This window comes from Streptomyces sp. NBC_01384, assembly GCF_045040035.1.
Taxonomy (GTDB): domain Bacteria; phylum Actinomycetota; class Actinomycetes; order Streptomycetales; family Streptomycetaceae; genus Streptomyces.
This window is the reverse complement of record NZ_CP109559.1, coordinates 4400168-4411783: the sequence shown is the minus strand read 5'-3', so window position 1 is coordinate 4411783 and position 11616 is coordinate 4400168. Positions and strand designations below refer to the sequence as shown.

General features: G+C 72.5%; 10 protein-coding genes. 6 read left to right on the top strand and 4 right to left on the bottom strand.

Going from position 1 to position 11616, the window contains the following annotated elements; translation table 11 throughout:
- The first annotated feature begins 114 nt into the window (after positions 1 to 114).
- Positions 115 to 1962 carry a S9 family peptidase gene (locus OG747_RS20115; RefSeq protein WP_405880715.1) on the top strand — a complete coding sequence of 616 codons (1848 nt, stop codon included), beginning with the start codon at positions 115 to 117 and terminating at the stop codon, positions 1960 to 1962.
- A 254-nt stretch (positions 1963 to 2216) separates the two neighbouring features.
- On the opposite strand, the gene OG747_RS20110 is transcribed toward OG747_RS20115, so the two are convergent.
- Positions 2217 to 4235 carry an NAD-binding protein gene (locus tag OG747_RS20110; protein WP_405880714.1) on the bottom strand — a complete coding sequence of 673 codons (2019 nt, stop codon included), beginning with the start codon at positions 4233 to 4235 and terminating at the stop codon, positions 2217 to 2219.
- 385 nt (positions 4236 to 4620) lie between these two features.
- Here OG747_RS20110 and OG747_RS20105 point away from each other — a divergent pair, with 385 nt between their 5' ends.
- Together OG747_RS20105 and OG747_RS20100 are read left to right on the top strand one after the other, a co-directional pair.
- Positions 4621 to 5190: a Chromate resistance protein ChrB gene (locus tag OG747_RS20105; RefSeq protein ID WP_405880713.1), complete on the top strand. Its 570-nt coding sequence runs from the start codon at positions 4621 to 4623 to the stop codon at positions 5188 to 5190.
- Positions 5187 to 6395: an MFS transporter gene (locus tag OG747_RS20100; protein WP_405880712.1), complete on the top strand. Its 1209-nt coding sequence runs from the start codon at positions 5187 to 5189 to the stop codon at positions 6393 to 6395. The genes OG747_RS20105 and OG747_RS20100 overlap by 4 nt, the downstream gene beginning before the upstream one ends.
- On the opposite strand, the gene OG747_RS20095 is transcribed toward OG747_RS20100, so the two are convergent.
- On the bottom strand, positions 6373 to 7755 hold the full coding sequence (locus OG747_RS20095) for an ATP-binding protein (RefSeq protein ID WP_405880711.1): 1383 nt from the start codon (positions 7753 to 7755) through the stop codon (positions 6373 to 6375). The genes OG747_RS20100 and OG747_RS20095 overlap by 23 nt on opposite strands.
- The gene (locus OG747_RS20090; protein ID WP_405880710.1) at positions 7752 to 8423 is read right to left on the bottom strand and encodes a response regulator transcription factor; all 672 of its coding nucleotides are present in this window, start codon (positions 8421 to 8423) and stop codon (positions 7752 to 7754) included. The genes OG747_RS20095 and OG747_RS20090 overlap by 4 nt, the downstream gene beginning before the upstream one ends.
- Positions 8424 to 8585: 162 nt before the next feature.
- On the opposite strand from OG747_RS20090, the gene OG747_RS20085 reads away from it, so the two are divergent.
- Genes OG747_RS20085 through OG747_RS20075 form a run of 3 tightly spaced genes read left to right on the top strand, consistent with a single transcriptional unit; the run spans position 8586 to position 11013 of the window.
- A complete protein-coding gene (locus tag OG747_RS20085) occupies positions 8586 to 9278 on the top strand; it encodes a DUF4956 domain-containing protein (RefSeq protein ID WP_405880709.1) in 693 nt (230 codons plus the stop codon).
- Between the two features lie 50 nt (positions 9279 to 9328).
- Positions 9329 to 10159 (top strand): polyphosphate polymerase domain-containing protein, encoded by an 831-nt coding sequence (locus tag OG747_RS20080; RefSeq protein ID WP_405880708.1) that lies wholly within the window; start codon positions 9329 to 9331, stop codon positions 10157 to 10159.
- Positions 10156 to 11013 carry a phosphatase PAP2 family protein gene (locus OG747_RS20075; protein ID WP_405880707.1) on the top strand — a complete coding sequence of 286 codons (858 nt, stop codon included), beginning with the start codon at positions 10156 to 10158 and terminating at the stop codon, positions 11011 to 11013. Before OG747_RS20080 ends, OG747_RS20075 begins: the two co-directional genes overlap by 4 nt.
- 286 nt (positions 11014 to 11299) lie before the next feature.
- Here the strand turns inward: OG747_RS20075 and OG747_RS20070 are convergent, their stop codons facing one another.
- On the bottom strand, positions 11300 to 11605 hold the full coding sequence (locus tag OG747_RS20070; protein WP_405880706.1) for a DUF6247 family protein: 306 nt from the start codon (positions 11603 to 11605) through the stop codon (positions 11300 to 11302).
- Positions 11606 to 11616 lie beyond the last annotated feature (11 nt).

The following is an 11616-nucleotide window of genomic DNA, read 5'->3' as shown; positions in this document are numbered from 1 at the left end:
CTCCTGTTGCTCTCCTGTTCCTCTCCTGGCGCCCGCCTGGTGCGATCGGCGAAGTTATCCACAGGCTGGGGGCCTCGCCGACGCGGGGTCGGTCGGGCCAGGCACTATGGGGCCATGACTGAGAGCCACGGGTCCATCGAACAGCAGCAGGCGGCCATGCCCGACTGGGAGAAGCGCTTCCGGGCGCCACGGGTGTCCCTGCCCGACTGGGCGGAGGACGCCCCGCACCGCTCGTTGTTCGTCTCCAACGCGACGGGGACGTACGAGCTGTACGCGTGGGACCGCGCGACGGGCCACCAGCGCCAGGTCACGAACCGGGCGAACGGTACGACGGACGGGGTGCTCTCCCCGGACGGTGAGTGGATCTGGTGGTTCGACGACAAGGACGGCGACGAGTTCGGCATCTGGCGCCGCCAGCGCTTCGCAGGATCCGACGCCGGGGAAGCCGTTGATGGCGTTGATGGCGTTGACGAGCCCGCGGCCCCGGGCCTGGACGCCTCGTACCCCGGGGGCCTGGCCATCGGCCGGGACGGCCGGACGGCGGTGGTGGGCCGCTCGACGGACGAGGAGGGCTCGACGATCCACGTGGTCCGAACCGGAGAGGCCCCCGTGGAGATCTACCGCCACCGGGAGTCGGGCGGCGTCGGCGACCTCTCGCACGACGGCTCCCTGATCGCCGTCGAGCACACCGAGCACGGCGACGCGATGCACTCGGCGCTGAGGGTGCTGCGCCCCGACGGCTCGACGGTCGCGGAGCTCGACGACACCGAGGGCGGCACGGTCGAGCTGGGCCTGGAGGTGCTGGGCTTCGCCCCGGTCGACGGGGACACCCGGCTGCTCATCGGGCATCAGCGGCGCGGCCGTTGGGAGCCGCTGGTGTGGGACGTGGCGACGGGGGAGGAGACGGACCTGGCCCTGGACCTTCCGGGCGACGTGGCGGCCGAGTGGTACCCCGACGGTTCGGCCCTCCTCATCGCCCACAGCTTCGAGGCACGCAGCGACCTGTGGCGCTACGACCTGGCGTCCCGCGAGCTGGTCCGGGTGCCGACGCCGCCGGGCACGGTCTCCGGGGCGACGGCCCGCCCGGACGGAACCGTGGAGTACCTGTGGTCCTCGGCGGCCGAGCCGTCGACGGTCCGCTCGACGACGGGCGAGATCGTCCTCGATGCGCCCGGCCTGAGGTCCCCGGGCTCGGTCCCGGTGGAGGACGTCTGGGTCGAGGGTCCGGGCGGCCGCATCCACGCCCTCGTGCAGAAACCGGCAGGCACCACGGGCCCTCTCCCCACGGTGTTCGACATCCACGGCGGCCCGACCTGGCACGACAGCGACTCCTTCGCGGCGGGTCCGGCGGCCTGGGTGGACCACGGGTACGCGGTGGTCCGGGTCAACTACCGCGGCTCCACCGGCTACGGCCGAGAGTGGACGGACGCCCTCAAGCACCGGGTCGGCCTGATCGAACTCGAGGACATCGCAGCGGTCCGCGAATGGGCGGTGACGTCCGGCCTCGCCGACCCCGACCGTCTGATCCTCACCGGCGGCTCCTGGGGCGGCTACCTCACCCTCCTCGGCCTCGGCACCCAGCCGGACGCGTGGACCCTGGGCATCGCCGCCGTCCCGGTCGCCGACTACGTGACGGCGTACCACGACGAGATGGAAGCCCTGAAGGCGATGGACCGCACCCTCCTCGGCGGCACCCCCGAGGAGGTCCCCGAACGCTTCGAGGCGTCCTCCCCCCTCACCTACGTCGACTCGGTCAAGGCCCCCGTCTACATCTCCGCCGGCGTGAACGACCCGCGCTGCCCCATCCGCCAGGTTGAGAACTACGTCGACCGCCTCGCCGCCCGAGAAGCCGTCCACGAGGTCTACCGCTACGACGCCGGCCACGGCTCCTTGGTCGTGGACGAACGCATCAAGCAGGTAAAACTGGAACTGAACTTCGCAAAGAGGCACCTGGACATGTGACGCCCAGGGGCACTACCCACCAGGGGCGCGTGGAATTGCGCGCCCAGCCCCGCGGGGGTCCGGGGCGCAGCCCCTGGCGGGGTCTGGGGCGGAGCCCCAGGTTGAGGATGGGACGGGTAGGGGCGGCGGGGGCGAAGAAAAAACCGCCCCACCCGAACAGGCCCCTCACCGAACAGACACCCACCCGCAGAACAAGCCCCGCAGAACAAGCCCCGCAGAACAAGCCCCGCAGAACAAGCCCCGCAGGCAAGGGCCTACGCCCCCGCAGTCTCCCGACGCCGCCGCCCCAACAACTCCGCAAGCCCCCGCCGAGTAGCAGCCAACACCACCCGATCCTCGGCCCGCAGCACATACGTGGCAGGAAGATCCCAGACCAGCCCCGACGCCCGTCCACCCCCCGGGCCGGACGCCGGACCACCCCCCGGGCCGGACGCCGCACCACCCCGTCGCCGCCCCACCCCCGCCACATCCAGCGCAAGCACCCGCCAGGCCCCCGCCCGAAACGCCTCCCCCACGGTCCGCCCCTCCAACTGCGGATGCCCACCCACATCGATGGCGGCGAACAGCAACACCCGCCGCTCGACAGGAATCGCCCCCAGGATCTGCCGCCCCATCATCGCGCCGGCAAACGCGGGCGCAGCCAGATGCGACACGCTACGACTCCGGGTCAGCGCCTGCGGATGCGCCGCGCGCAGGGTCCGGTACACGGCGGTGGCGAAGTCGTCGTCGTACAGCCGCAGCACGACCCGCAAATCGGGCCTCAGGGTGCGGGCGTACAGTGCGGCCTCCAGATTCGTCGTATCCGCGCTGGTGAGCGCGAGCAACGCATGCGCCCGATGGATCTTCGCGGCCTCCAGCACGCCTTCCTGGGTCACATCACCCAACACCACCGGCACGCGCAACCGCCGCGCCAGCGCCAGCCCCCGCGCCTCGGGATCCGCCTCGACGCACACCACCGGAATGTGAAGCTCACGCAGCCGCGCCAGAACCCGAGTCCCGAGCTTCCCGACGCCGAGCAGCACCACATGCCCGGACAGCCCCCGCGGCGGCTTGCGCAACGCGGACCCGCTCCGGAAGGTACCGAGCGCCTCCAGCACGGCGGCGAGCAGCACGGGCAGCAGCAACAACCCGACGAGTCCCGAGAAGAGCTGAAGAACCTGCCGTCCGACGGGCTCCCCGATGGCGGGATTGTTGATGGCGAAGAGATCGAGCAGCGTCAGATAGGTCGCCTGCAGCGGAGGCTCTCCGGTGACGACCATGGAGGCGACCGCCAGTCCGACCACACACCCCACCAGCCCGGCGAACGACCAGCGCAGCCGTCGCGACAGCAGCGAGCCGAGGGGCACGACACTGCGCCCGGCGGACGGCGCGGTGCCGGTGTACGACACCGTCTCCAGGACAACGGTCCCGCGCCCGGTGGCCGCCGCCACCGCCCGTTCGTCGGGCAGCAGCCGAGGCCCCTGCGGACCGCTGCCCTCGGAACCGTCGGCCCCGGCGGGGTCGTTGGTGGTGGCGGACAGCAGCGCGAGTGTGCACAGCCCGGGGTCGGCGACCTGCCCCGGCCCCGGTGGCGGCCGCTCTACCGCCCGCAGCATCAGCCCGTCCGTCTGGACGACCTTGCTGGTACCGGCGACGGCGGTCGCGGCGAGCGCGGGCGCGGCGGTGTCGGCATCGGACAGCACGGTGGTAGAAGCATCGAACCCTTGCACCCCAGCCCGAGCCCCAGCCCCAGAACCAGACCCAGAGCCCGCACTCGCACCGCCCCCGTCACCACCTCCGCTCCCGCTCCCGCCACCGTCGAGATCGGCGGTGGCCATGGCCAACGCCGAGGCCTGATCGAGGAGTTCCTCGATGTGCTGCCCGAGGCGCCGGTTGTAGAGCCGGATGACGAGCCGCAGCCGTGGATTGAGGCGGCGCGCGGTGAGCGCGGCCCGGATGTTGGTCGCGTCGTCGTCATGGACGAGCGCGAGGGCGGCGGCCCGTTCGACGCCGGCTTCGGCGAGTACGGCCTCGGTGAGTTCGTCGGCCTCCAACACCCGCTCGGAGCCCGGGGCTTCGGCCGTCCGGCCGGGCGGCCCCTCCCCGTTGCCCGCGGCCCGGTTCACCGCCGCGGACATCCGGTCGAACAGGGTCGAGGTCCGCGCCCGTCCGACCACTGGCGGCCGTACGCGGCGCTGGGTGGGCGGCACGACGAGGGTCACCCGCTCGCCGTAGACACCGCGCAGTTCGGCGGCCAGTCGGTGTGCCAGGGCGTCGTCCCCGGCCACCACCATGTGTGCGGCGGTGTCGGCCGACGGGCTTTGATACGGAAGGGTCCCCACAAGGGAGAAGAGTGCCGTACGGGGATGCGCGGTTCCAGACGGCCGACGGTGGCGTCCGGTGCCGGAGCGGCCTTCGTACGGTGATGGCGCCCGTCACCGTCGTGCACGTGCCTCCCGTGGCGGCGGAACGAACTGCAACTCCAGCGCGACCGGTGGCTCGGCGACCCCCGGTCCTCCGGCGGACGCCCAGCTCACCAGCTCCTCGGTGCAGTCGTCGCCCATCGCGAACCCGATCCAGGTCGCCCGTCCGCCTCTGCGCCGCCCGTCTCCCGAAGGGTCTTCACCCCCCCTGCCGGGTGCTCCTCGGCCTGATGTAACGAGTGATACATTTATATCTGTGACTGTTGACTCTTCTGCTGCTGTGCGGTGGGTGGTGCTGTTGGTGCGGCTGCCCACCGGGCCCTCCCGTCATCGCGTCGCGGTCTGGCGGGAGTTGCGCCGAATCGGCGCGCTCTCGCTGGGACAGGGTGCCTGGACCGTCCCGGATGTGCCGGTGTTCGCCGACGGTCTCGCGCGCGCGGTGGAACTGGCCGCCCGGGCCGACGGGGAGGTGGTGACCCTGGACGCGGCCGGCCGCACGCCCGCCGACTCGGCCCGCCTCCAGCGGCTGTTCACCAACGCCCGCCAGGAGGACTGGGCGGAGTTCCTCGCCGACTGCGGCAAGTTCGAGAGGGAACTGGCCAAGGAGATCCGTATCGCCAAGTTCACGCTGGCCGAGCTGGAGGAAGAGGAGCAGTCCCTGGAGCGGCTGCGGCGCTGGCACCGTGATCTGACCGCCCGGGATGTGTTCGGCACCCCGGAGGCGGTCGAGGCCGGTGAACGCCTCAGGCAGTGCACGGCCGCCTGCGAGGACTACGCGGAGCGGGTCTTCCGCGCCCTGCACGAGACGCCGGAGCAGAACGGATGACGCAGGCGGAGGCGGTACGGGTCGCGCCGGCCCGGCAGATGTGGCCGCTGTACGCGGCCGGGTTCACCACGGCCTTCGGCGCCCACGGCATCCCCGCCAACCTGGGTGGTTTCTCCCATGACGCGGTCACCTCGCTGATGGTGCTCGGCGGCCTGCTCGCCCTGTACGACGGGGCGGAGGTACTCCTCAAGCCCGTCTTCGGCATGCTCGCCGACCGCGTCGGCGCCCGCCCGGTGCTGCTGGGCGGGCTCATCGCCTTCGCCCTCGCCTCCGCCGTCTACGCGGTGGCGGACAGCCCCGGCTGGCTGTGGGCCGCCCGCCTCGGCCAGGGCGCCGCCGCCTCGGCCTTCTCGCCTTCGGCGTCCTCGCTGGTCGCCCGCCTCAACCCGGCGGCCAAGCACGGCCGGGCCTTCGGGTCGTACGGCTTCTACAAGTCCGTCGGCTACGCCCTCGGCCCGCTGCTCGGCGGGGTGCTGGTATGGGCCGGGGGCCTGCGGCTGCTGTTCATCGTGCTGGCGGTGCTCGGCGCCGTCGTCGCGGTGTGGGCAGCGCTCGCCGTCCCGGCCGTACCTCCGCTTCCCAAGGTTCGCCAGACGGTTCTCGACCTGGCCCGGCGGCTGACCCACCCCGCCTTCCTCCGGCCGACCGCCGCACTGGCCGCCGCGACCGCGGCGCTCTCGGTCGGTGTGGGGTTCCTGCCCGTCTCCGGCCGGGCGGCCGGACTGGGCACGGTCACCACCGGCGCCGCGGTGTCGGTGCTCGCCGCCTGCGCCGCGATCGTCCAGCCCCGCGCCGGACGGGCCCTGGACGGCGGCCGCTTCACCGCGCGCGGCGGCATCACCGCGGGGCTGCTGATCACCGCCGCGGGCCTGGGCTGCGCGATGCTGCCCGGCCTGCTCGGTGTGCTGTCCGGTGCGGCCCTGATCGGCGCCGGAACCGGCCTGATCACCCCGCTCGGGTTCGCCTCCCTCGCCGCCTCCACGCCGGCCGAACGGCTCGGCCAGACCATGGGCGCCGCCGAACTCGGGCGTGAACTCGGCGACGCGGGCGGCCCGTTGCTGGTCGCCGCCGTCGCCACGCTCACCACTCTCACGTACGGCTACGCGGCCCTGGGCCTGCTGCTCGCGATCGGCCCGGTGATCGGGCTCGTACGCCGCGCCGGCGGTCCTCGCCGACCGGCTCTCAGCAGGCGATGTCGAGTGTGACCGTGGCCCCCGGAGGGGTGTTCGCCGCGTGGGCGGTGCCCTCGTGCGATGCGGCGACGGCGGCTACGAGGGACAGACCCAGTCCCGTACCGGGTGTGGTGCGGCTGGCCTCGGCGCGGCTGAAGCGGTCGAAGGCGTGCGGGAGGAAGTCGGCCGGGAAGCCGGGGCCTTCGTCGGTGACCGACAGGCGCAGGCGGCCGTCGTGGCTCTCGGCGTGCAGCCGGATCGCGCCGGCGCCGTGGCGCAGGGCGTTGTCCAGGAGGGTGCCGATGGCCGGTTCGAGCCAGCGCGTGTCAACGTCCACCGTGGCGCCGTCGTGGTCGACGGTGAACGTACGTGCGTCGCGTTCGGCAGCCGCCCGGTAGGGGGTGCAGGCGTCGTCGAGGAGGCGGCCGAGGGCGATGGGAGCGCGCTGGATGCGTTCGCCGCTGCCGAGCTGTTCGAGGTCGAGGAGGGCGTTGGCCAGGGTGACCAGGCGGCGTGCCTCGGTGTCGACGGAGCGCAGGGTGTCGGTCAGCTCCTCCGCCGTGCGCGGCCGGAGCAGCGCGACGTCGAGTTCGGCACGCATCAGGGTGAGCGGGGTGCGCAGTTCGTGGCTGGCGTCCGCGATGAACTGGTGCTCGCGGGCGGCGGAGGCTTCCAGCCGGTCGAGCATGCGGTTGAGGGTGTGCCCGAGCCTGGTGATCTCGTCGTCCCGGTCGGTCGGTACCTCCAGGCGCAGGCCGTGGGCCTCCTCGGCGTCGTCGGCGAGCGTGGCGGCGCCGCCGCGGTAGCGCTCCACGGGGCGCAGGGCGGCGCGGGCGGTGCGGTAGCCGACGTAGGAGGCGGCCAGCAGTGTCAGCCCTGAGGCGAGGGCAAGCTGGGCGAGGAGTTCGCGCAGCGCCTCGTCGCGGTGGCCGCGCTGGACGGCGGCGACCACGACGCGCGTGTGTCCGTCGGAGGTGACGCGCTCGGCGCGCAGGCGCAGGGTGCCGGCGGTGATGGGCAGCAGGGGGCCGATGTCACGACGGACCGTGGCGCCGCGCGCGGCGGCCAGGCGTTCCGCGGGCGTGAGCAGCGGCTGATCCCGGACGGCGTCGCTGGAGCGCAGCACCCGGCCGTCCGTGTCGAGAACCTGATGGACACTGCCATTGGGGCCGGACGGAAGGTCCTGACCATCTTGTACGGCCTGGTCCAGGCTCTGCTGATACGTGGCCAGGTCCTCGTCCAGCTGGCCGTCCAGGGCGGCTTCGACCCGCAAGTAGACCAGGCCCGCGGCCCCGGTCAGGACGAGCGACATGGTGAGGGCGACGGCGAGCACCAGGCGGGCGACGACCGGCAGACGGCGGAGGCGTGCCGACAGCCGCCCGGGCTGTGTCACGGGGCGGTCTCCAGGCGGTAGCCCCGGCCGCGCAGCGTCGTGATCGTCGTACGGTCGAAGGCGCGGTCGACCTTGAAGCGCACCTTGGAGACGTGGACGTCGATCGCGTTGCTGCGCAGGTCGGTCTCGCCGTCCCAGACCTCGTCGAGGAGCTGCACCCGCGAGACGAGGCGACCGGCGTTCTCCATCAGCACCCGCAGGACGTCGAACTCGCGCCGGGACAGGTCGAGTTCGCAGTCGCCCCGCCAGGCCCGCTGCTGCTCGGGATCGAGGACGAGATCGCCGACCTGGAGGCGGCCCGCCGGGTCGGGGCGGCGCCGTGAGATCGCCCGCAGCCGGGCCAGCAGTTCCTCCATCGCGAACGGCTTGACCACGTAGTCGTCGGCGCCCGCGTCGAGCCCGGCGACCCGCTCGCTCACGGCACCGCGCGCGGTGAGCAGGATCACGGGCACGTCGATGCCCTCGCCGCGCAGCGCACGGCACACCTCGACACCGTCGAGCCCGGGGAGCATGACGTCCAGGACCACCGCGTCCAGGCGGGGGTCGCGGGCCGCCGCAAGCCCGGAGGGCCCGTCGTAGCAGCCGTCGGCGTTGTGCCCGGACTCGCTGAGGTAGCGGACGACCAGATCGGTCAGGCGGATCTCGTCGTCGACGACCAGGTAGTGCATGGCGGCCAGGCTAACCGGGGTCCGCAGCGCCGGTGCCGGTGCACCAGGCATCGAGAAGTCTTCATGGTCTGTTCATGCGTGATCTCTAGCGTCCCTGACGTCGCGGTGCCGCGCGGACCGGGGCAGGTCCGCCGTTCGGCGCGCCGCCGGGAAGGAACCGCCATGAACACGGCGATAGCAACGCTCGCCGCCAAGGGGGTCACGGATCACATCGCCCCCGGGGACCTGATGACGCGAGGCGGTCTCGACGTCATGGCCCTGCTGATCCTGGTCGGCTGGCTCTACCGGCGCCGCCGCAGCGCACCGGAGATGCCGCTCGTCCTGACCGCGCTCAACATCGGCCTGTTCGCCGCGATGGCCGCGATCAGCGCGGGCAAGTTCCCGACCGGGGTCGGCTTCGGCCTCTTCGGCATCCTCTCCCTGGTCCGGCTGCGCAGCGCGGCGTTCACCCTGCGGGATGTCGCGTACACCTTCGCCGCGCTGGTCATCGCCCTGTGCACGGGGCTGCCGCAGCGCGCGAGCTGGCTCGTCATCGGGCTGGACGTCCTCGTGCTGGTGGCGGTGTGGGTGGTCGACGACCCCCGGACGTACCACCCGACCCGGCTGGTGAAGGTCACCCTGGATCGCACCTACTCCGACCAGGCCGACATCCTGGGGGACGTCGCCGCTCGCTTCGGCCAGGTGCCCCTGTCCGTGGACGTCGACGAGGTCGACTACGTACGCGAGACGACCCGGGTCTCGGCCCGCTATCCGGTCGAGCCGGGCCGGCCCGGTGAACCCGCGGCCGCCGCGGAGATCTCCGCCGTCATGGAGCCCGAAATCCCCGCGGCCCGGGACGCCGGGAGGACGCTGTGACTCCCGCGGCCTCCTTGGCTCCCGCGGCCTCCTTGGCTCCCGCGGCCTCCTTGACTTCCGCAGCCTCCTTCGCCACCGCGCTCGGTCTCGTCCGGCCGGCCGGTGCGACGCTCACCGAGGTCGACGCGGCCGCCGCGCTCCAGCACCGCACCGACCGCAAGTACCTGGTCCCCCTCGACCGCGCCCGCGAGTTCGTGGCTCGGCTCGCCGACAGCCACCGGGTCCTGGACCTCGACGGACGCCGTACGACCAGCTACCACAGCACCTACTTCGACACCCCGCAGCTCGGCTCCTGGCGAGGCCACGTCCAGCAGCGCCGCCACCGCTGGAAGGTCCGCACCCGTCTGTACGCGGAGGACGCCCTGTGCCGGGTGGAGGTCAAGACCAAGGACGGCCGCGGCGCCACGGTCAAGCACGCGCTCCAGGTCCCGGCAGCCGCGTACGGCCAACTGGACGCGCAGGCGGTCGAGTTCGTGGACAAGGTACTCAAGGCCGCCGCGATCCCCGTCCCCGCCACGCACCTGACACCCACCACTGAGATCCGCTACGTCCGTGCCGCCCTCGCCGACCTGCACCACGGCACCCGCGTCACCCTCGACGGCGTCCTCACCTGCCACCAGAGCGACGGCGACCGCACCGCGGCGCTCGACCCCGGCCATGTCCTCGTCGAAACCAAGGGCGGCGCCCGCCCCGCCCCCGCCGACCGCCTGCTCCTGAACCTCGGCGCCCGCCCCGTCTCCCTCAGCAAGTACATCGTCGGACAGGCCCTGCTCACCCCCGGCCTCCCCGACAACGACGTACGCCGTCTCGCCCGCACCCACTTCCTGACCGGCCCGCATCCGACGCCGGCAGCGCTCCTCGAAAGGAACCACGCCGCATGAGCGCCCTGCGCAGCATCAAGTGGCCGTACGCCGTCATCGCGGTCCTCGCCGTCGCCGCCGCCTCCTACGGCGTGCTGCGACCGCAGCTGCCCGCGGCCTTCGCTTTCACCCAGCAGAAGAAGCCCGGAGCGACCGCCCGCGTCAAGCAGAGCCCGCCACCCACCCTCTTCACCGACGCGGCGATCGCCGACCTCGGCCGGCAGGTCGCCGCCCAGCATAAGAAGGCCGACGACCTCTTCGCCCACTGGAAGGCGCAGCACGGCACCACCCGCGACGACAAGGCATTCGCCGCCTGGGCCGCCCAGCAGGTTCCCGCACCCCCCTCCGCCAAGACCCGCACCGCCGAACTCCACCAGGTCCAGCAACTCGCCAAGACCCGTACCGCCGCGGGGAAGAAGGCCGCCACCTGGCTGGAGCTCTACGGCAAGCAGGACATCTGGAAGCTCTACCTCCACGACCAGCGCGAACTGATCCCCGCCGCCCAGGGCAAGACCGAGAAGGCCCAACTCAAGTCCGCCCTGACGCTCGCCAAGACCATCAGCGACCAACTCGCGGCCCGCGACAAGCAGCCCGCCCCGTTCGTCCTCGACCCGACCTTGCGCCCGGACAAACACCTCAAGCCCGGCGCCAAGGGCCCCTACTCCTACCCCTCCCGCCACGCCGCCCGCGCCGCCGCCGCAGTCACCGTCCTCAGCTCCTTCGTCCCCCACCGGGCCCAGGACTACGAGTGGATGCAGGACGAAGTCGTCTACTCCCGCGTCTACATGGCCGGCCACGTCCCCAGCGACATCCTCGCCGGCACCCTGCTCGGCGACCTCATCGGCGACTACGAACGTGCGGTCAGCGGGAGTTGACGCACCATCCATCACGAAGCCCTGGGGCCGGTGAGAGCCACGCACGGTGGTTCTCACCGGCCCCAGGGCTTCTCGCGGCAATGCCGCCATGCGCACCCTTGACCAACGCTGACTACCCCTGACTACCCCTGCTCCCCCCTGACCAGCATCGAACCTTGCGGCCGTCCTTCGCAGCGTGGTCGGACCCGTCCCGGTCCGCAGCGGCGCTGGTGAGGCGGCGGCGGGCGCTGTCGACCGAGCGGAAGTGGTCGGCGGAGTGCCTAACTCGTCACTCGTCACTCGTCGGTCAATGGCCGGGCTCCAGGTCCCGCGCGCTGTAGCGGATCCTCGACACCTCTTCGAGCAGGGCCTTGGCCTCGGTGTAGTCGGTGGCCTCTGCCGCGCGGTGGTGGAGGTCGGCCACGTGGGCGTCGAGCTCGGGATCGCGGGCGATTGAGTACTCGACCCACCAGCGGGCGAGAAACGCAGGGAGCGGGCCGATGTCGTAGGTGTCGGCGATCGCCCTCTTCCAGTGCTCGTCGAAGTCGGGAAGGAGTCGCGGCGCGTGCCGGGTAATCGCCTCACGCAGCGCCTTCGGGTTCCGCTCCGGCATGGGTGGGACGA

Bases quoted from the DNA above. Each gene is read 5' to 3' on its own strand.
- OG747_RS20115 (WP_405880715.1), top strand. From the start codon at position 115: ATGACTGAGAGCCACGGGTCCATCGAACAGCAGCAGGCGGCCATGCCC.
- OG747_RS20110 (WP_405880714.1), bottom strand. From the start codon at position 4,235: ATGGTGGTGGCCGGGGACGACGCCCTGGCACACCGACTGGCCGCCGAA.
- OG747_RS20100 (WP_405880712.1), top strand. From the start codon at position 5,187: ATGACGCAGGCGGAGGCGGTACGGGTCGCGCCGGCCCGGCAGATGTGG.
- OG747_RS20090 (WP_405880710.1), bottom strand. From the start codon at position 8,423: ATGCACTACCTGGTCGTCGACGACGAGATCCGCCTGACCGATCTGGTC.
- OG747_RS20085 (WP_405880709.1), top strand. From the start codon at position 8,586: ATGAACACGGCGATAGCAACGCTCGCCGCCAAGGGGGTCACGGATCAC.
- OG747_RS20075 (WP_405880707.1), top strand. From the start codon at position 10,156: ATGAGCGCCCTGCGCAGCATCAAGTGGCCGTACGCCGTCATCGCGGTC.
- OG747_RS20070 (WP_405880706.1), bottom strand. From the start codon at position 11,605: ATGCCGGAGCGGAACCCGAAGGCGCTGCGTGAGGCGATTACCCGGCAC.